The sequence below is a fragment of the Staphylococcus sp. HMSC065D05 genome, from assembly GCF_001813195.1.
Lineage (GTDB): Bacteria > Bacillota > Bacilli > Staphylococcales > Staphylococcaceae > Staphylococcus > Staphylococcus epidermidis.
Window position 1 is genome coordinate 91,157 of the sequence record NZ_KV811763.1, and the last position, 17,993, is coordinate 109,149.

At 31.3% G+C, this 17,993-nt stretch carries 19 protein-coding genes; 11 read left to right on the plus strand and 8 right to left on the minus strand.

The genetic code is table 11. The features are described 5' to 3' along the window. Positions 1-3: 3 nt before the first annotated feature. Positions 4-747 carry a cyclase family protein gene (locus tag HMPREF2897_RS08530; protein WP_002487128.1) on the plus strand — a complete coding sequence of 248 codons (744 nt, stop codon included), beginning with the start codon at positions 4-6 and terminating at the stop codon, positions 745-747. A gap of 216 nt (positions 748-963) precedes the next feature. Here the strand turns inward: HMPREF2897_RS08530 and HMPREF2897_RS08535 are convergent, their stop codons facing one another. The 3 genes from HMPREF2897_RS08535 to HMPREF2897_RS08545 all read right to left on the minus strand — a co-directional run bounded on the left by HMPREF2897_RS08535 (position 964) and on the right by HMPREF2897_RS08545 (position 3,194). Continuing rightward, entirely contained in the window at positions 964-2,148 is a 1,185-nt protein-coding gene (locus HMPREF2897_RS08535; protein WP_002491728.1) for an acetyl-CoA C-acetyltransferase, read from the minus strand. 15 nt (positions 2,149-2,163) lie between these two features. Next, entirely contained in the window at positions 2,164-2,376 is a 213-nt protein-coding gene (locus tag HMPREF2897_RS08540) for a hypothetical protein (RefSeq protein ID WP_020363547.1), read from the minus strand. Between the two features lie 617 nt (positions 2,377-2,993). Beyond that, positions 2,994-3,194: a sterile alpha motif-like domain-containing protein gene (locus tag HMPREF2897_RS08545; protein ID WP_001831332.1), complete on the minus strand. Its 201-nt coding sequence runs from the start codon at positions 3,192-3,194 to the stop codon at positions 2,994-2,996. A 286-nt stretch (positions 3,195-3,480) separates the two neighbouring features. Between HMPREF2897_RS08545 and HMPREF2897_RS08550 the strand changes: the two genes are divergently transcribed. From HMPREF2897_RS08550 to HMPREF2897_RS08575, 6 genes are all read left to right on the plus strand, one after another. Continuing rightward, a complete protein-coding gene (locus tag HMPREF2897_RS08550) occupies positions 3,481-3,684 on the plus strand; it encodes a helix-turn-helix transcriptional regulator (RefSeq protein ID WP_001831346.1) in 204 nt (67 codons plus the stop codon). Then, positions 3,681-4,415 carry a DUF3169 family protein gene (locus HMPREF2897_RS08555; RefSeq protein WP_058702972.1) on the plus strand — a complete coding sequence of 245 codons (735 nt, stop codon included), beginning with the start codon at positions 3,681-3,683 and terminating at the stop codon, positions 4,413-4,415. The genes HMPREF2897_RS08550 and HMPREF2897_RS08555 overlap by 4 nt, the downstream gene beginning before the upstream one ends. Before the next feature lie 27 nt (positions 4,416-4,442). Beyond that, entirely contained in the window at positions 4,443-5,285 is an 843-nt protein-coding gene (locus HMPREF2897_RS08560; RefSeq protein WP_002437236.1) for an ABC transporter ATP-binding protein, read from the plus strand. Continuing rightward, positions 5,285-5,923 (plus strand): ABC-2 transporter permease, encoded by a 639-nt coding sequence (locus HMPREF2897_RS08565; protein ID WP_002447666.1) that lies wholly within the window; start codon positions 5,285-5,287, stop codon positions 5,921-5,923. The genes HMPREF2897_RS08560 and HMPREF2897_RS08565 overlap by 1 nt, the downstream gene beginning before the upstream one ends. A gap of 151 nt (positions 5,924-6,074) precedes the next feature. Beyond that, positions 6,075-6,305 (plus strand): epilancin biosynthesis-related protein ElxI1, encoded by a 231-nt coding sequence (locus HMPREF2897_RS08570; protein WP_002447665.1) that lies wholly within the window; start codon positions 6,075-6,077, stop codon positions 6,303-6,305. A 478-nt stretch (positions 6,306-6,783) separates the two neighbouring features. Then, the gene (locus HMPREF2897_RS08575) at positions 6,784-7,248 is read left to right on the plus strand and encodes a bacillithiol transferase BstA (protein ID WP_001831338.1); all 465 of its coding nucleotides are present in this window, start codon (positions 6,784-6,786) and stop codon (positions 7,246-7,248) included. Positions 7,249-7,369: 121 nt separating this feature from the next. Here HMPREF2897_RS08575 and HMPREF2897_RS08580 read toward each other — a convergent pair whose 3' ends face one another. After that, positions 7,370-7,918, minus strand: coding sequence for a GNAT family N-acetyltransferase (locus tag HMPREF2897_RS08580; RefSeq protein ID WP_070592980.1), 549 nt, complete (start codon positions 7,916-7,918; stop codon positions 7,370-7,372). Positions 7,919-9,220: 1,302 nt separating this feature from the next. Here HMPREF2897_RS08580 and HMPREF2897_RS08585 point away from each other — a divergent pair. Next, positions 9,221-10,585: an MFS transporter gene (locus HMPREF2897_RS08585; protein ID WP_002487249.1), complete on the plus strand. Its 1,365-nt coding sequence runs from the start codon at positions 9,221-9,223 to the stop codon at positions 10,583-10,585. A 62-nt stretch (positions 10,586-10,647) separates the two neighbouring features. Here the strand turns inward: HMPREF2897_RS08585 and lepB are convergent, their stop codons facing one another. The 3 genes from lepB to HMPREF2897_RS08600 all read right to left on the minus strand — a co-directional run bounded on the left by lepB (position 10,648) and on the right by HMPREF2897_RS08600 (position 12,332). Then, positions 10,648-11,226: a signal peptidase I gene (gene lepB / locus HMPREF2897_RS08590; RefSeq protein WP_002447662.1), complete on the minus strand. Its 579-nt coding sequence runs from the start codon at positions 11,224-11,226 to the stop codon at positions 10,648-10,650. Positions 11,227-11,291: 65 nt separating this feature from the next. Further along, on the minus strand, positions 11,292-11,936 hold the full coding sequence (locus HMPREF2897_RS08595; protein ID WP_002474867.1) for a hypothetical protein: 645 nt from the start codon (positions 11,934-11,936) through the stop codon (positions 11,292-11,294). A 15-nt stretch (positions 11,937-11,951) separates the two neighbouring features. Next, positions 11,952-12,332, minus strand: a complete 381-nt coding sequence (locus tag HMPREF2897_RS08600) for an LptM family lipoprotein (protein WP_002474869.1) — start codon at positions 12,330-12,332, stop codon at positions 11,952-11,954. A 293-nt stretch (positions 12,333-12,625) separates the two neighbouring features. On the opposite strand from HMPREF2897_RS08600, the gene HMPREF2897_RS08605 reads away from it, so the two are divergent. Genes HMPREF2897_RS08605 through HMPREF2897_RS08615 form a run of 3 tightly spaced genes read left to right on the plus strand, consistent with a single transcriptional unit; the run spans position 12,626 to position 15,490 of the window. After that, a complete protein-coding gene (locus HMPREF2897_RS08605; protein WP_002458531.1) occupies positions 12,626-13,384 on the plus strand; it encodes an ABC transporter ATP-binding protein in 759 nt (252 codons plus the stop codon). Continuing rightward, entirely contained in the window at positions 13,374-15,254 is a 1,881-nt protein-coding gene (locus HMPREF2897_RS08610) for an ABC transporter permease (protein WP_070592982.1), read from the plus strand. Before HMPREF2897_RS08605 ends, HMPREF2897_RS08610 begins: the two co-directional genes overlap by 11 nt. A gap of 44 nt (positions 15,255-15,298) precedes the next feature. Further along, the gene (locus HMPREF2897_RS08615; RefSeq protein ID WP_002447657.1) at positions 15,299-15,490 is read left to right on the plus strand and encodes a VraH family peptide resistance protein; all 192 of its coding nucleotides are present in this window, start codon (positions 15,299-15,301) and stop codon (positions 15,488-15,490) included. Positions 15,491-15,569: 79 nt separating this feature from the next. On the opposite strand, the gene lip is transcribed toward HMPREF2897_RS08615, so the two are convergent. Further along, positions 15,570-17,615: a YSIRK-targeted triacylglycerol lipase gene (lip, locus tag HMPREF2897_RS08620; protein WP_002496085.1), complete on the minus strand. Its 2,046-nt coding sequence runs from the start codon at positions 17,613-17,615 to the stop codon at positions 15,570-15,572. Positions 17,616-17,993: the final 378 nt, after the last annotated feature.

The following is a 17,993-nucleotide window of genomic DNA, read 5'->3' on the forward strand; positions in this document are numbered from 1 at the left end:
CAAATGTCACAGTATCCACTTTGGAATCAATTAAATACTTTAAAAGAGGCTCAGTGGGTCGATTTAACACATACTTTCGACCCAAATATCCCTCGTTTTAGCGAATTTGAAAAAGGTGAAGTCTCAACGCTATTCAATGTTAAAGATCATGGGTTTTATGTACAACGTTGGAGTATCGTAACTCAATATGGAACACACATTGATGCTCCAATCCATTTCGTTGAAAATAGAAGATATTTAGAAGAATTAGATTTAAAAGAACTTGTTTTACCATTAATTGTTTTAGATTATTCTAAAGAAGCTGCACAAAATTCAGATTTTATCGTATCACGTAAACATTTAGAAGACTGGGAACAACAACACGGTCGCATTGAAGCAGGTACTTTTGTCGCATTACGTACTGATTGGTCAAAACGTTGGCCAGATATAGAAAAATTTGAAAATAAAGATGTAGATGGCTATCAACATCTTCCAGGTTGGGGCCTTGATGCATTAAAATTTCTCATTGAAGAACGTGGTGTTAAATCCATAGGTCACGAAACATTTGATACTGATGCCTCAATTGATACAGCTAAAAATGGTGACATTGTTGGCGAAAGATATATCTTAGGGCAAGACACATTCCAAGTCGAATTACTTACCAATTTAGATCAATTACCTACCAGAGGTGCAATTATCTATGCAATCAGTCCAAAACCAAAAGATGCACCAGGCTTTCCAGTTCGTGCATTCGCAATAAAACCTTAATTAATGTCTTTCATCTAGCGTTCTCAACCACGTGGTGTTCAAGTTGTGCACAAACGCTATGATATGATTCCATTAATGTTCATCATCATAAGATTTGAATAGCAATGAAATCTTTCTAACTAAGTAAAAAGCTATAAACGAAGTTTTTAAAACGACTTCGTTTATAGCTTTTTTAATACACATTTTTATTATATAAAAACCGTGCTCCACTAAATATTAAACGCCATATTTAGATACAAGCGTAGCGATACCTTGACCGCCTCCGATACATAAAGATGCCACACCTGTTGGCTTAGCATCACTTAATTGATGTAATAATGAAACTAAAGTGCGTGCACCCGAAGCCCCTATTGGATGTCCTAGTGCAATCGCACCACCATTAACATTGACTTTATCTTGCGGTAATTGCAACTCACGATTTACAGCAATTGATTGTGCTGCAAAAGCTTCGTTTAATTCAAAAATATCAACATCATCTATCACTTTATTAGAACGTTTTAAAGCTTTACGTATCGCTTCAACTGGACCAATGCCCATAATTGAAGGCGCCACACCACTCGCACCAAAACTATCTAATACAGCTATAGGTTGTATTCCCAAAGCTTTCGCTTTGTCCTCCGTCATAACGAGCATAGCAGCAGCACCGTCATTGATACCAGATGCATTACCAGCAGTTACTGATCCATCTTTTTTAAATGCTGGGCGGAGTTGTGCTAACTTATCAATTGTCGTTTGAGGTCTAATGCCTTCATCTTGAGAAATCATTAGGGGATCACCTTTACGTTGTGGTACCTCTACAGGTACAATTTCAGCATCAAACACACCTGCTTGTTGTGCACGTGATGCTTTTTGTTGGGAATCGAATGCAAACTGATCTTGTTCTTTACGACTAATCTGATACTGTTCAACTAGATTTTCGGCTGTGATGCCCATATGGTAGTCATTAAACTTATCAGTTAAACCATCAGCTATCATACTATCTTCTAAAGTTTGATTTCCCATTTTAAAACCGAAACGACTATTTTTAAGCAGCATTGGAGATTGAGACATACTTTCCATGCCTCCAGCGATAACAATCTCATTATCTCCCGCTACAATAGATTGATAGGCAAGTTGAATCGCTTTTAATCCAGAACCGCAAACTTTATTTACAGTGAAAGAAGGTACCGCTTCTGGCACACCACCATGAATCGCAGCAATACGAGCAGGATTTTGTCCTTGACCTGCCTGTAACACGTTCCCTAGAATAACTTCATTGATTTCATTAGGATCTATTTGACTATGTTCTAAAATTTGACGAATAACTGTTGCACCTAGTTCATAGGCAGGTATATCCTTAAATGCACCACCAAACACGCCTATAGGTGTTCGATATGCTTCAGCTAATACTATGCGTGACATGTCATATTCATCTCCTTAATATAACTTATACTTTTCTAAAAATGAGGGAAGAAGCAAACCTTCTTTTCTTATTGTCATTATATTTGGATATTCAAATCTATTATTTAAGAGTTTATCTCTTACCTTCATTGCATTTAAATGAGTATTACATACTTTAATTGTAGTAAACACATTCCACATTATATTACCAAATTTACATAGAAAAATTCCATTATGATCTATCGTCATCAAATGCATCACTTTCTTTCTAAGCAATGATTAATTTTAATTTCAGAATCACTTTCACTTCACTAAATATAGTTAATTCATTGCTGTAAAAAAGAGGAAACCATAAAAGAAATACTCATGTCTATACAAACGGGGTAGTCTAACCGTCCCACTTAACACAAGGCATCTTTATAAGATTTCCTCAACATCTACTATTATATCTACGATGATTTAACATTTCTAAATTTTATTATGCAATCAATACTTACTTTCCTTTATATTTGTCACCCATGCTTCATAATAGAAACAACATATTCTACACTTATCTTTCCTATCAATTCACTGGTAAAGTGTTTTTAGAATCACCAACATCATTGATAATAGATTAAGAAGCCGTATTTAAGCGTCTTGATGTCCCATAGACTTTTATAAATAAGTATAAAACAATCGCCATTGTTAAAAAACAGTTGAGACATATCATTTATTATTTTGATTATTTATTCTAAACATGAAATCATTGATTTATTTGCACTATTTTTCCGAAAATGAATCCTATCAACGTATATGTATAAAAATTACATTAAAAGATTTTGACTAAAACCCTGATTTATTCAACAACCTTTTAATATAGATGAAAGTTATTTATTTTGATACTGCTTAATCGCATCTTGTATCGTATCGTGTAAACTAGGTTCTTGTAACCAATGTTGGAACTTTTCCATAATTTCCCTTGGGGTCGTAATGTTTTCAGGAAAATTAATATCTTTCATACCTTCAAACAAATCTCCAAAATGACTTTTTTCACCTTCAAAATTCTTCATAAAACGATAAAAGCTCAATACCTAAACCTCCTATATTTTGCAACAATAGGTATATATTACCAAAATGAAGGCATTTACAAAATACATTTGTTTAAATTTAAGTAAAAAATTAATAGTTGAGGTCTTATTTATATGTTAAAAGTATTTCTTTTTTTAAAAACTAATAAATTTTATTAAAACTTGTGGTACTAAAAATCAATTTTATACAACCCCTAAGAAGACTATTATTTTTGTCATTTTGACTAATATACTTGTCATAATGACAAATATATTATATAGTTTATATGTAAGGAAGTGATACAATTTGCGCAATAGACTTAAAGAATTACGAGCCCGTGATGGATATAATCAAACAGAGCTTGCTAAAAAAGCTGGAATATCACGACAAACGGTGTCTTTAATAGAACGCAACGATTTTACACCATCTATATTAACCGCAATAAAAATTGCAAGAATTTTTGGTGAACCTGTTGAAGATATCTTTATTATGGAGGAGGAAGACTTTTGAAAATAAAAAGGTATGCACTTCTATGTTTATTAGGAGGATTAGTTGGAGGCATCATCGGATACATCATAGGAGCTATTAACTGGGAGAAGTTATTTAATTATGCACAGTTCGCTAACTTTAAAGTTGTGCTTTATACAACCATCGTAGCATCATTAATAAATGTTATACTCACTGTGTATTTATTTATAGTCCAAAATGCGTCACTTCACTATAAAGCTAAAATTGACGCAAATATTTCAGATGATTTGGCAGATACATATGAAAATAAATCATACACCAAATCATTGAAAGTAAGATTTATTTACACAATGCAATTAATTGTCGCTTTTATTGCAATTTTAATACTCGTCATAGGAAATGCATCTGAGAATCACATTGCTCTAATAATAATTCCTTTCATTATTACAATCGTTTCATCCATAATGATTGGGATATTTTATAGAAAATTTGATGCTCGACACCCTAAATTAGGAGAGAAACATTACACTGAAAAAGCATTTAATATTATGGACGAAGGAGAGCGATACATCACACTCGTTTCCTTGTATAAAGTGCACCAGCTGAATATTGTATTACTTTTTATAGGAATTATGATGTTGGGGATATTCTCAATAACTACAGGTATGAATCAATCACTAGGCATGATTTTGTTCATCATTTTATTTATCTATAATTCATTGGGATATTTACTGAAAGTCAGTAATTTTTATAAATCAGAACAGAAATCCTAAAACTAATTTAAAGAAAAGGAGTAAATTATGGAAAACTTATTAGAAGTTCAGCAACTCAATAAATCATATAAGAATTCAGAATTTCAGCTTACTGACATCACATTCTCTGTTAAACCTGGCGAGGTAGTGGGTTTAATTGGAAAAAATGGTTCAGGTAAGTCTACCCTCATTAATACACTTGTAGGAAATAGACATAAAGATAATGGTTCACTGAAATTCTTCGATAAAGAGGTGACAGAGAACGACTTCAAATATAAAGAACATTTAGGCGTAGTTTTTGATGATTTACGTGTTCCAGATAAATTAACTCTACAATCTATCAATAAAGTTTTTACTGAAATATATGATGCTTGGAACAGTGATACATTCTTTTCTTTAATCAAAGCATTTGAACTACCAACAAATAATCAAATTAAGACATTCTCAAGAGGAATGCGTATGAAAGCAGCTTTAACAATTGCTTTAAGCCATGATGCTAAATTATTAATCTTAGATGAAGCTACAGCAGGTATGGACGTATCAGGACGTGAACATGTGTTAGAAATTCTAGAAGATTATTTAGGAGACGATCGTGCCATATTAATTTCATCACATATTTCTGAAGATATTGAACAGCTAGCTACTCAGCTCGTTTTTATGCGTGATGGTCGAATTATTTTAAAAGAAAGTAAAGAAGTTTTATTGAGCCAATACGGTATCATCGATCAACCAGTTGAGCATTTCAATATTTCAAATGAGTATCTAATCGCAACGCGCAGACGTAATGATCGACAAATCAGTTTAGTGAATAACTATCAAAAAGTACCTGATGCACAACCACTAAAGACAATCGATGATGCAACTAAAATTATTATGCGAGGTGAAGTATAATGAAAGGTCTTACTCTTAGTATATTTTATACAGCTAAAAAATCATTTTTCATCTACTTAGTAGTCGGAATTATTGCTGCAGTCGTTTTCTCATTTTTAAATCCAACGATGAACAGCTTTCTTGCTATCATTTTTTTAATATCTCCTATTACGGATAACTTCAAACGTGAAAAAGACTCAAGATGGATGAATTACATATCCACACTTCCTGTTAGAAGAGCTGATTATGTTAAAAGTTATTATACTATTTTTCTCTTGTGTGCATTAGTTGGGATACTTGCAGGTGTACCTAGTGTCGGTCTAATCACACAAAGTTTAAGTATGGTATTCATTTCACTATGTGTTGCCATTGGTGGTGCAGGGACTTTCTCCATTATGTTTCCTCTAACATTCAAATTCGGTTCTGAAAATTCAAATGTCATTGTGATGACTACAACATTTGCTGTCATTATTATCTATTTCTTATTCTATATCGCATCAATGATATTGAGTAATCAAACAGGAAGTGGCTCTATGATTACAATGCTGAGCAACACACAAAGCTATGTTGTATATTCCATTTATGGAATACTTGGATTGATTTCAATGATTATCTCTTATATTTTATCGATTAAAATTTTTAACAAACAAGAACTATAATATTAAAAATCCCCCTAAATTTTCGGTAATTGAAAATTCAGGGGGGTATTTATATCTTTTAAGTTTTTAATAATTTATTTGCATTTAAAGATAATTATTTATTAATATATTTATAAATAGTTAATTAAAAATGGGATAAAGGAGTAATTTAATGACATTATTAACTAAAGTTTTAGATATTTTAACAGGCATATGTGTTGCTTTATTGTTTACCAAGTATTTTGTAAATTATGCAAATGATATGTTTGACTGGCACTTAAGATGGTATTTCCTAGAAAATGTACCTCACTTAGCGCTCATTTTGTTTATTCTAGTATTTATCTTTGCTGTTCCTTCTGAAATGATTAAAGATAAAAATAAGAAAAAGCATAATGATTCATAATCAATAAGTATATGACCATCATATTTTAAGTGTCACTGGCTCAATAGAACCCAACTTATCGGATTAGATGATAAATAAATGTATCTCGTAGGAGCTTAAAAAGAAAGAGGCACGCTTTTCCTATACTAATCGCGAACTACTTTATACACATTCGTTATTTACTCTAAATCATTGCTCTTTATTTCGGTCAAAAAGGGCCTACTGCATTCGAACTAAATTTCGAGTTATTAGTTGAATTATCAATCCTTTCGTATATCAATGTCTCCAATCAACTCTAGATTCATCTTACTTCTCAGTTTTTACAGCTAATACACTGATATGTTTATATATATGTATTAAAGGAACAGATTAAAAAAGAGAAGATCCATATACATTAAATTTTAACTAAAACTTGTGATAACTTTTATCTTTAATGCATATGCTACCTTTTTAATGGGTATTTTTAGTAATACCATCGATATATGAAAGGAGTAATATGATAAGTAATATCACAGTTTATAATGTCATTGAATTGGGCGTAAACAATCTTTTAGCCGATTATGACAATTGGAATGTTGAAGAAGTATTAGATAAAGAAACTCAACATTTCCCAAACACTTTACATTGGCAATATGGTCATGTATTAACAATCTTTGAACAAGCATTATCATTAGGCAATCAACATGTCGTAGATGTTGAAAAATATAATAAATTGTTTGGATATGGTTCAAATCCTAGAGACTGGAAAGGACAAGATGTACCTGCTATCAACGAAATCAAACAACACATTCAAACATTACCAGAACGTGCTAAAAAATTAACACACGAGCAGTTAGCTCAGAAATTAGACCAACCTATCGCAGGTTGTAACACACTTGATGAATTATTAATGTTAAATGCTATCCATGTGCCTTTACACACTGGTAAAATTGAAGAAATGACACGTGTACTTCGTGAAAAATAAGCATAATATATTTAAGCGTCTGGATTATCATCTCCAGACGCTTTTAAAGTTGTTAGAGGATTATCAAATTTTATTTGAATGCTTTCGCTAAAACAAAGATAAACATATCTTTCGAGGAGTTTTATCTAGTATACGTACATTCTTCTCTCAACAAGCTAAAAACATAACTATCTGAGAATTCTCCTTGTAAACGTTCATTACTTCTCAATATACCTTCTTGTGTAAACCCCAGTCTTATAGGTATAGCTCGACTTTTCTTATTTTTGGTAGACATTCGTATTTCAATACGATTAATATCATATTCTTCATATACATAACGAATTAAAGTTTTAGTACATTTAGTCATAATACCTTTCTTTTGAAAGTCTTCAGCTAAATAATAACCAATTGAAGTTGTTTTATTAACTAAATCTAAGTAATGCAATCCTATGACTCCAATCAATTCTTTATTATTCCATATTCCACAATGAAATCCATTACCATCGATAAATTGTTGCAACGCCGAATGGATAAAGTTTTTACTATCTTCAACCTTCTTCGTATGTTCAACAAAAGGTAGAAATTCAGCTAGATAGTCACGATTGCTATCTACTAATTTAAATAACTGTTCTGCTTCTCGTTCTTCTAATATTTTTAATTTAATATTTTTATTTATTTGATAACTAAACATACAAAACCACCCCTTTTTTAGAATTTTCTGTTATTTTAGTATACACGAATATAGGATTATGTCATAAAACTTGATTACTAGAATTCGATATTCTCTAAGTCATAAGTGTGTATGTAGTTCTCTTGTTTCTATTGTCTTATACCTACAACCAATATTAGAGTGAAAAAGCTTAACTTAAGATAGATAATCATCAACAACACAAACGTTAAAAACACAGAGAAAACTTTTTTAAAATATACTTCTCAATATTGATTAGTAAAATCCAAAAATTGTATTTATTTTTATAGATGTCTTAGAAACTTTACATTTTCTATAGAATTTTCGTTGATAAGAGAGTTAAAACAAGGTTTTTACAAACAACTTGAAAAATAAATTGAACCACCACAGATTTAAATTAATCTTTATCAAACTTCGATACAGTCTTAACTATAAATTTTTAATATTTACCAAATGTATTCATAAATAAAGGTTAAATTATAGGATTGTTTGGAAATATGTATCATGGAAAAGACTATTACCTGTAAGTGCTAGAAACCTCAAAATAGTGATAGTCAATTTTATACAAAAACTTGAAAAATCTATCTAATTTTTCAAACCCAAAGACAAAGCGATTGGGCTAGATGATTTTTCTTTCAGAACTTTCCTGTAGAAAATCTTTAAGTTAAGAAATTAATGATATCTAGTCAATCTCAATGAAGAAGATACTAATAAATTTGAGGAATTCGAGTGATAAAATTTGTTTCAATTGCGAGGATATTCTATATATTCATTCATTTTAAAAATGAACATTTCTCAAAAACCAAATGCTTTCTAAACTATTGCAAAAATCTAATTGCTTTTCATTTATTAAATAATACAACAAATTATATTTAATCAAAATAATTTTATAATTATATTATTTTAAATTATTAAAAAATATCCAACCTTTAACCATATGTATACAAAGAAAATATCTTTATTTATTAATAAATTTATAAAAAATTAAATCTTTTGCTTTCATAATAAATTAAACATGATTTATCATACTATCTATATCTCCAACATTTAAAAGTGTTGATAGCAAATAAACAGCTATGATTGTCACACAATTCTGTAAATTATACACATACGATCAAGCTATTGTGGATAATTTCACCCTTACTTAAACATTGCTATAACAACTTTTTTATTTTTCACCTTTCTAGTTATCCACAAATTACTTCTCATCTTTAAAAACATTAATAATTTTTTAATCTTAATTTTATATTGAATTAACGACCTTGGATTACGATTGAAAAGAAGATGAAAATAAGGGATGAAAATATGAATTTCGTTAAATCAAAAACTGACTTATTTAGACTCATAGACAATGAAGCTCAAACATCGACATCTAAGGTGGTTTTATTCTTAATATTAGGAACTATATTTTTAGATGCATATGATATTACTATTTTAGGTACAATGACTGATCAACTCACTCAACAGTTTCATTTATCACCAGCAACGCTATCTATAGTAATGACCTCTTTACCTATTGGTGCATTATTTGGTGCATTACTTGGTGGTACATTAGCATATCAGTTTGGACGCAAGCGCATTTTATCAATTGCCTTACTAACACTCACTGTAACGTCTCTTGGTGCAGCATTCGCACCAAATGTAATTATTCTAATAATATGTCGTTGTGTAATGGGGTTTGCTATTGGAATGGATAGTCCAGTTGCTTTCACTTTTATTGCGGAAATAAGTAATTTAAAGCATAAAGGAAGAAATGTTAATTATTGGCAAGTCGTTTGGTATGTTGCAATAGTTACTTCTGCTTTAGTGGTCATTGCGTTCTTTATGCTAGGGGCTGGTGCACATTTGTGGAGATATGCAGTTGGATTTGGTGCATTTATTGCTTTTGTCTTGTACATCTTGCGAATTAAATATTTACACGAAAGTCCGACATGGGTGATTAATCATTATTCTTTAGAAAAAGCAACTGAATTTGTAAGAAAATATTATCATAAAGACATCCACCTAGAGGGAACGCTTGACGATGATTTAAGTTCTGATGTGACTTCGCCTCAAAATTCTTGGACAGACTTATTTAAACCGAGATATATAAAAAGAATTATCCTGGCAACCGCAATTTCAACGTTACAAGGTATGCAGTACTATGGTGTTGGTTTATACATACCTATTATTGCAACCTATCTTATTAGTAAAGAAAAAATAGGTGTATTATTAGGCACTGCCATAGTCAATATAGCAGGTATTCTAGGCGCATATTTAGGTGCTCAATTGACTTATAAATTAGGTACACGGAAGCTTACAATGATAGGCTTCACACTTGTTTTAATTTCAATGGTATGTGTAGGACTCTTTTATCATCATCTACCAATGCTTCTTAACACTTTCCTTATTGGATTATTTCTATTTGGCCATTCAGGAGGTCCTGGTACTCAAGGAAAAACAATTGGCGCCTTATCATTCCCGACTCATTTACGTTCACAAGCTACTGGCTTTGTAGAATCTGTAAGTCGTACTGGTAGTATCATAGGCACTTTTGTCTTTCCAATCATACTTGCTGCGGTAGGTCTAACGAATACTATGTTAATCTTGTCCATTGTCCCTTTACTTGGAATTATCATAACAGTATCTATAAAATGGGAAGCTGTCGGTAAACATATTGAAGTAGAGTAAATATTAAAAAACCCCTTAGTACGCATGTCATTGAAAATATGCACTAAGAGGTTTTTATTTAATTAGTTAGGAAATGTTCCAGGATTAAAACTACCGCCCCACCGATTAAATGGCCAGTATCTCAAAACTACTTTTCCAACAACTTGATTTTTATCTAAAAGACCTACTTCATCCATACGACTGTCAATACTGTTTTGACGATTATCACCTAAAACCAAGTATTTACCGTTAGGAATTTTCATATTGCCATTCGTACCCTTAAGATCTTTAGAATTAAAGTTTTCCGTTAGATATTCTCCAACTTTATGTTTTTTATTTTCACTTAAATAAGGCTCATCTACTTTTTTACCGTTTAAATATAGTTGATCTTTTTTATATTCTACTGAATCACCTGGTTTACCAATAAGTCGCTTAATATAATCCTGCTTCGCGTTAGCATGAAAAATCACTACATCTCCTGTATCAATATGATCAAGCGTTTTTGCTATACGACTTACTATCACTTTTTCTCGATTTTCAAATGTTGGATGCATAGACGCTCCTTTGACTGTATAAGAAGCAAATAAAAACTTTTGTACAAGTGTGACGATAACAATTGCAACGATTATGGCTACAATCCATTCTATTATTTCTTTCTTCATTATTATAGCTCCCTTGATATGTTTTTATGTCATTTATCACTGAGCTTACATGGGCTCATAAAAGATTACTGAACAACACCATTTTTAACTTTAATGTGTTTTCCTTTTTCAATTTTGTCATATTGTTTTTTAGGTACAACAACGACACGCTTTCCTTGTTTGGTCTTTACAGTAACAGTATAAAGTTTCTCATGAGGCTTCATTTGTTGTTTCAACATATTAAATTGAGCATCTACACTGTTTTTCTTTTCATGTTGATTTAAAAACGAATATGCAAAGATATAATAGAATAACCAATTATTATAATAAGTTGTAGCTATATATTGAGACGAATACGGTGCACTTGAATCATATGGCCTTTGAGATGGCATTAAAGAACGAGATTGTGCTTTTTGGCTTGATACACTCTGTTGTCCTTTATTTTTGGTTGCTGTCACACGACTTGATTTTGTCGCTTGTTGAGCAGCACGCTGACTAGATTGTTGTGCATTACGAGACGCATTTATTGCACTAGAACGACTCATACTTGTACTTGAAGAAGTTGAACCTCTAGATGCAGAAGCTGCACTGCTACTTGAACTAGAACTTGCCGAACTGGAACTACTCGTTCCGCCCGATGTTGTTGCATGAGAATATGTACTGACAATACTTAAAGAAGACGTGAGAAATACCATCATTACGCAACTTGTTTTGTATAATAGCTGTTTCATTTTGTCACCTTTCTTTTACTTCGTAACTTCATCTTTCGAAATGGCTTTGCCTTCAACATCATCATCACCATAAATCATATATGGTGGTCGGTATACATGAATTTTCTTCCCATCTTTTACAATATATGGTTTTTTATTACCATCATCTAGTATATGTTCATACACGTGATCTAAATCAGCTTTTTCTATATGTGATTTACCTTTTTTATCTTTATATTTAATCTCAACATTTGGCGTTTCAGAATCTCCATCATTTAATATTTCATAATAAACATAATCATATTTATCAGATTTTTGACTTTCCTTAGATGGCTCTTTTTGTTTTCCAGAACCTCCACATGCACTTAAAGTAACAGTTATGGTAAGTATACTTATGATCATAAATACTTTTTTCATATTAATACTCCTTTTCTCCATTTATAAATTCATAATAAATTATAACAAACAATTTTTAAATTATTATTAATGATTAACTAAAACCTTATTTTTAAAAATTCAGTTTAAATTAAGCGTCATGGATAATCCGGCAAATTAAACCAAAAGCATACACTTATATGTATTTTGATAAATTATAAAACAAGTATCTTTCAAACATGTAAGTTTCATGTCTATAAATGTAAGTTTAGATAAAGGCAAGGAGGTCACAACCATCCTACAATTTAAATATAGATAACTAAAGGAGTGAGAGGATGGCTATTTTAACAGCAAATCAATTATCAAAAGTATATGGTCACAAACAAAAATATCGAGCTTTAAATAATATAAGTTTTTCAGTTGAAAAAGGGGAATTCGTAGCTGTCATGGGTCCATCTGGATCAGGTAAAACGACTTTACTCAATGTGTTAAGTTCAATAGATACTATTTCAGGTGGAACTGTGGAAGTTGAAGGCAAAGAAATTAATAAACTGAGCCACAAAGAAGTGGCAAATTTTCGAAAACAACATCTCGGTTTTATTTTTCAAGATTATAGCGTTTTACCCACATTAACAGTAAAAGAAAATATTATGCTACCACTCTCAGTACAAAAATTCCATAAATATGAAATGGAACAAAATTATAAAGAAGTGGCTGAGGCATTAGGTATTTATAACCTGGGAAATAAATATCCAAGTGAAATTTCTGGCGGTCAGCAACAACGTACGGCGGCTGCCCGAGCATTCGTCCATAAACCAACGATCATTTTCGCAGATGAACCTACTGGCGCCTTAGATTCTAAAAGTGCCCAAGATTTGTTACACCGTCTAGAAGATATGAATAAACAATTTAATTCAACCATTATGATGGTGACACATGATCCTTCAGCCGCTAGTTACGCTGAGAGAGTCATTATGTTGAAAGACGGTGATATACACTCAGAAATCTACCAGGGTAACGATTCAAAACAAACATTTTACCAAGAAATTATGAAACTTCAAACCGCACTAGGTGGTGTCACTCATGACATTTAACCAACTTATCCTTAAAAATTTAAGAAAAAATATTAAGCATTATGGAATGTTTCTATTTTCATTATTGATTAGCATTATACTTTATTTTAGTTTCTCAACTTTAAAATATTCACATAGTATTAATAACTCAGATTCTTCAACTATTATTAAAAATGGTGCCACAATTGGTGCTACAATTCTTTTTATCATTATTGTTGTTTTCTTAATGTATGCAAATCATTTATTTATTAAAAGGCGTACAAAAGAGTTTGCCTTATACCAACTGATAGGTTTAACACGTAGAAATATTCTAAGAATGCTCAATATTGAACAACTAGTATTTTTTATTGTAACAGGAATTTTAGGCACTTTAATTGGTATTTTTGGTTCAAAACTTTTACTTGTTATCGCTTCTAAATTAATGAAGTTAAACACACATATCTCTATTGGCTTTGAACCCCAAGCTATACTTATTACTATCGTAATGTTAGCTGTCGCTTTTTTATTGATAATGATACAAAATTACATTTTCTTAAAAAAACACAGCATTTTAGCTTTGATGAAAGACAATTATACCCCGGAAGCTACCCAAAAACGAATAACTACGTTTGAAGCAATCAGCGGTGTTTTAGGAATTATAATGATAGTATTTGGATATTATATGTCTACTGAAATGTTTGGTGTTTTTAAAGCCTTAACAACTGCTTTGATTACACCTTTTAGCATACTTTTCTTAACTATTATAGGTGCTTTCTTATTCTTTAGAAGTTCTGTATCACTTATTTTTAAAACGCTAAAACATATTAAACATGGTCGTGTAAATATCACAGACGTTGTCTTTACATCATCTATCATGCACAGAATGAAGAAAAATGCGATGTCTCTTACAGTTATTGCTATCATTTCAGCTTTCACTGTTAGTATTCTTTGCTTCGCGGCAATTACACAATCTAATACTAATACAACTTTAGAAATGACTTCTCCAGATGATTTTAATATAAGCCAGAATAAAATAGCTACGCAATTTAAACATAAACTAGATCAAGGAAATTTAAAATATCATCAACGGACTTATGAAGTAATCAATCCAAAAACATTAAGCGACCACGTCATGAAGAGTAAGAATGGTTCTGATATGTCTACTAATACAACATCACTAATGATGAACTCACATCTCAAGGGTCATGAAGCTAAAATAACGAATATACAATCATCAACGGGATTAATAGATATTCATTTAAATCATAAGATAACAGTTAAAGGAAAATCTAAACAATCTATTATCGTTAAAGACAAAGATGACTCTAAAATATATCCATCACAATTATCATTTGGAGCTCCTATAGTTGAGGTGAGCCCGGAGGTCTATAACACATTAAAAACTGACAATATTGTTAATAAGATGTACGGTTTTAATTTCAATACTCACAAAGATGTGAAAAAAGCAGAAGAAATTGCCTCAAAAGTTAATCGTAATATTGTGTCGCACGATGAATATAAGAAATTTATAAACCAAAGCAATGGCATACTTATCTTTGTAACATCATTCTTAGGAATAGCGTTTTTAATGGCTGCTGGTTGTATTATTTACATTAAACAAATGGATGAAACTGAGGATGAACTTGATAACTTTAAGATATTACGTCGTATAGGATTTACCTACACTGATATGTCTAAAGGTTTACTATTAAAAATTGCATTTAATTTTGGATTACCGCTTCTCATTGCTTTATTACATGCATTATTTGCAGCACTTGCATTTATGAAACTTCTAGGAAATGTCTCAATGTCACCTATATTTATAGTAATGATTATATATACAGTTGTTTATTTCATTTTTGCTATGATTTCATTTATACACTCGAGTCGTATGATTAAGCATTCTATTTAGTAACTCAATTCACAAAATTATTTTAATAAAGGACGGTTTTTACTATGAAATTCAAAGAATTAATCAAACAATCATATGAGGATTTAAAAAATTTAACAATCAATTGGTTTAACGTACTTAGTTTAACTGTAATCATATTTATTTTAAGTAACATTGTCACACCGCTTATTGGTATACCTGTGGGTTTACTCGGTGGTGCATATGTCCTAAAGAGACGTGAAGAGAAAAATAAATAACCATAATACAAAAGCCCTCAATAGAGAGGTCAGTGTGACCTCTCTATATTATGAGGGTTTCCTTATACTATAAATAAAATTATTTATTTGTAATACCGTCAGCTTCTTCGATTCTCATGATATTATCCATAATACCTAGATAGAATTGACCTAATTCTCTACCTGTATGTGTTAAATCAAATGCATCCATACCTACTAAATCTAAATGGTCCCAATCATGTTGAACAGGTCTCACTTGCCAAACTCCTTTATCAGTAGCTGGTGTATGATCATCAACTTTTTTAAAGGCTTGATTAGAAGGATGTTGTGATGATATAACTGGAACTACACCATCATTCGGTCTAATTTCTTTGTTTGCATCCTTACCAATAATACGACTGGTTAAGTTCAACAAAAGAATTTCACTAGAATTAGGTAATTCATTACCAAGAGGTCCTGTGTGCGTCGCAGACCCCGTATAAGTAGTGTAGACAATATTAGGATTTAGACTTGTTTGTTGATTAATTTTTTCAGCACCTTGCGTTGTCAGATCATTAACAGCTTGATCTTCAGTATTCCAAATCTTACTTTTGGATACACGTTCCGCATAATCAATGTAGCTTTCATTTGGTTGTTGTTTTAACCCCCATTGAGAAAAACCTAAATCTATATCTACATCTTTACCACCACTTAATCTACCAATACGATTAATCGTTTCTTTTACAAGTTTACGTGTGCCAATTTTATCTGCAGCCGGTGTACCATTATGTGGTGTGCCAAGTGTAGTAATTGAAGCAACCATATTATCTTTACCACCTGTAAATAAATCGGATATAGTACCCCCATGTTGACGTTGATATTCTATTTCTTCTTGGTTACCATTTCTTAAGAACTCTTCCATTTGACGAATGGTTTGACCACCCATACTGTGACCTATAAAATGAATTTTTTTGCCAGGTTCCCAATCACGCATGATACCCTTGTATGTTCGACCATAGCGATGATGACCATATTTAGCTGCATGCGCTGCGCCGTAATCAACACGTCCTCCTTTGACATAGTAATATAATTCTACTGCGCGATCATAGTTACTACTAAAAGCACCGATATTTGCTTCATGTACATTGTAACCCTCATTAGTTAAATTTCTGTCAATATTGTATTTTGTACCGCCCCAATATTTTGGAGCTAAACTAAATTGATTATCACCTGCAAAGCCTAGGAAACCATGGACAAATACGACTGGATATTGGTTTTTGAATTGTGCTTGATGTGTAGACTGATGATTACGATTAGAATTTGCTGATTGCTTTTGTGTCTCCCTTGTTGTACTTCTATTAGATTGTTCTTTTGTAGCTACTTTATGATGATTTTTTTGTAATCTTGATGTATCATTTTTAGGCTCTTGAGTATGTTGTCTAGCATCTTGAGTGTCATTAGCTTTTTTAGAATTAACGTTAGTTGTCTGTTCATTTTCAGTTGTTTGAATTTGATGTTTTGCTGTTTTTTCTTGAGGGAGTTGTTTAGAACTATCTTGCTTAGCTTTTGATTGTGTTTGATATGTAGAATCATTAGACGGCTTTTGTAATTTCACTAATGGCTGATCGATTTCTTCTGAGTCGCTATCTTTTGTTCCTATTGATTGATTATGACTGTTAGAACTCTGAGTATGTTGATTGCTCGCCTTTGAAGTTTGGTCTTCACCTTTTATGTCATTATTTTCTCTCTCATTTGATTGAGTAGCTACGTCTTGTTGATTTACATTTTTAGACGGTTGGATGTCTTGTTTTACTGAGCTTTCTTCTTCTACTTTTGGCTGATTTGCTGTCTCATCACTTTTCAGTTGTGCACTTTCAGCTACAGAATGTTGATTGTTTTGATTTGTTTTAGATTGATCAATTCTTTGTACTTGTTGACTATCAGCAGTACCTTGTTTTGAAGCTTTTAGCGTTTCTTCTACCTTATCATTTTTTAATTGTTGTGTTGTTTGCGAGTCTTCTGGGTGTGCATCCGCATGTTGCACTGAAATTTCAGCTGCTTGAGCTTGTTGCCCTCCGATGAAAATTGTTACACCTGTAATAATTGATACTACTCCCACTGCGTACTTTCTAATGCTAAATCTTTTTATTCTATTATTATTTTTCAAAGAAATCACCTCTATAAGATTTTTCCCTTATAAAGAATGAAAAAATAACTGCTAAATTCAAAATAACATATAAGTCATTAATTTTTTTAACTAATTTAGTTAAATTTTTGTTAAATTTTTAGTTTTTAAAACATTTTATTGATTCTATTACAGCATTTAAACTAATTCAATACATTATTTTTAATTATATTTATCTATTTTATCGCATTAATCACAATTAAAATTGATAAAACGATATTATTAATAACAATTCAGGTATCATTAAATGAAAAAGTAGCATGAGAAACATTTTAAATAACTAATCTTAGTTTTTGAGGTGAGTCTTCTCAATGCTTAAAGTTATATATCATCTCAAATTTTCAAATGACCTTTCTATAT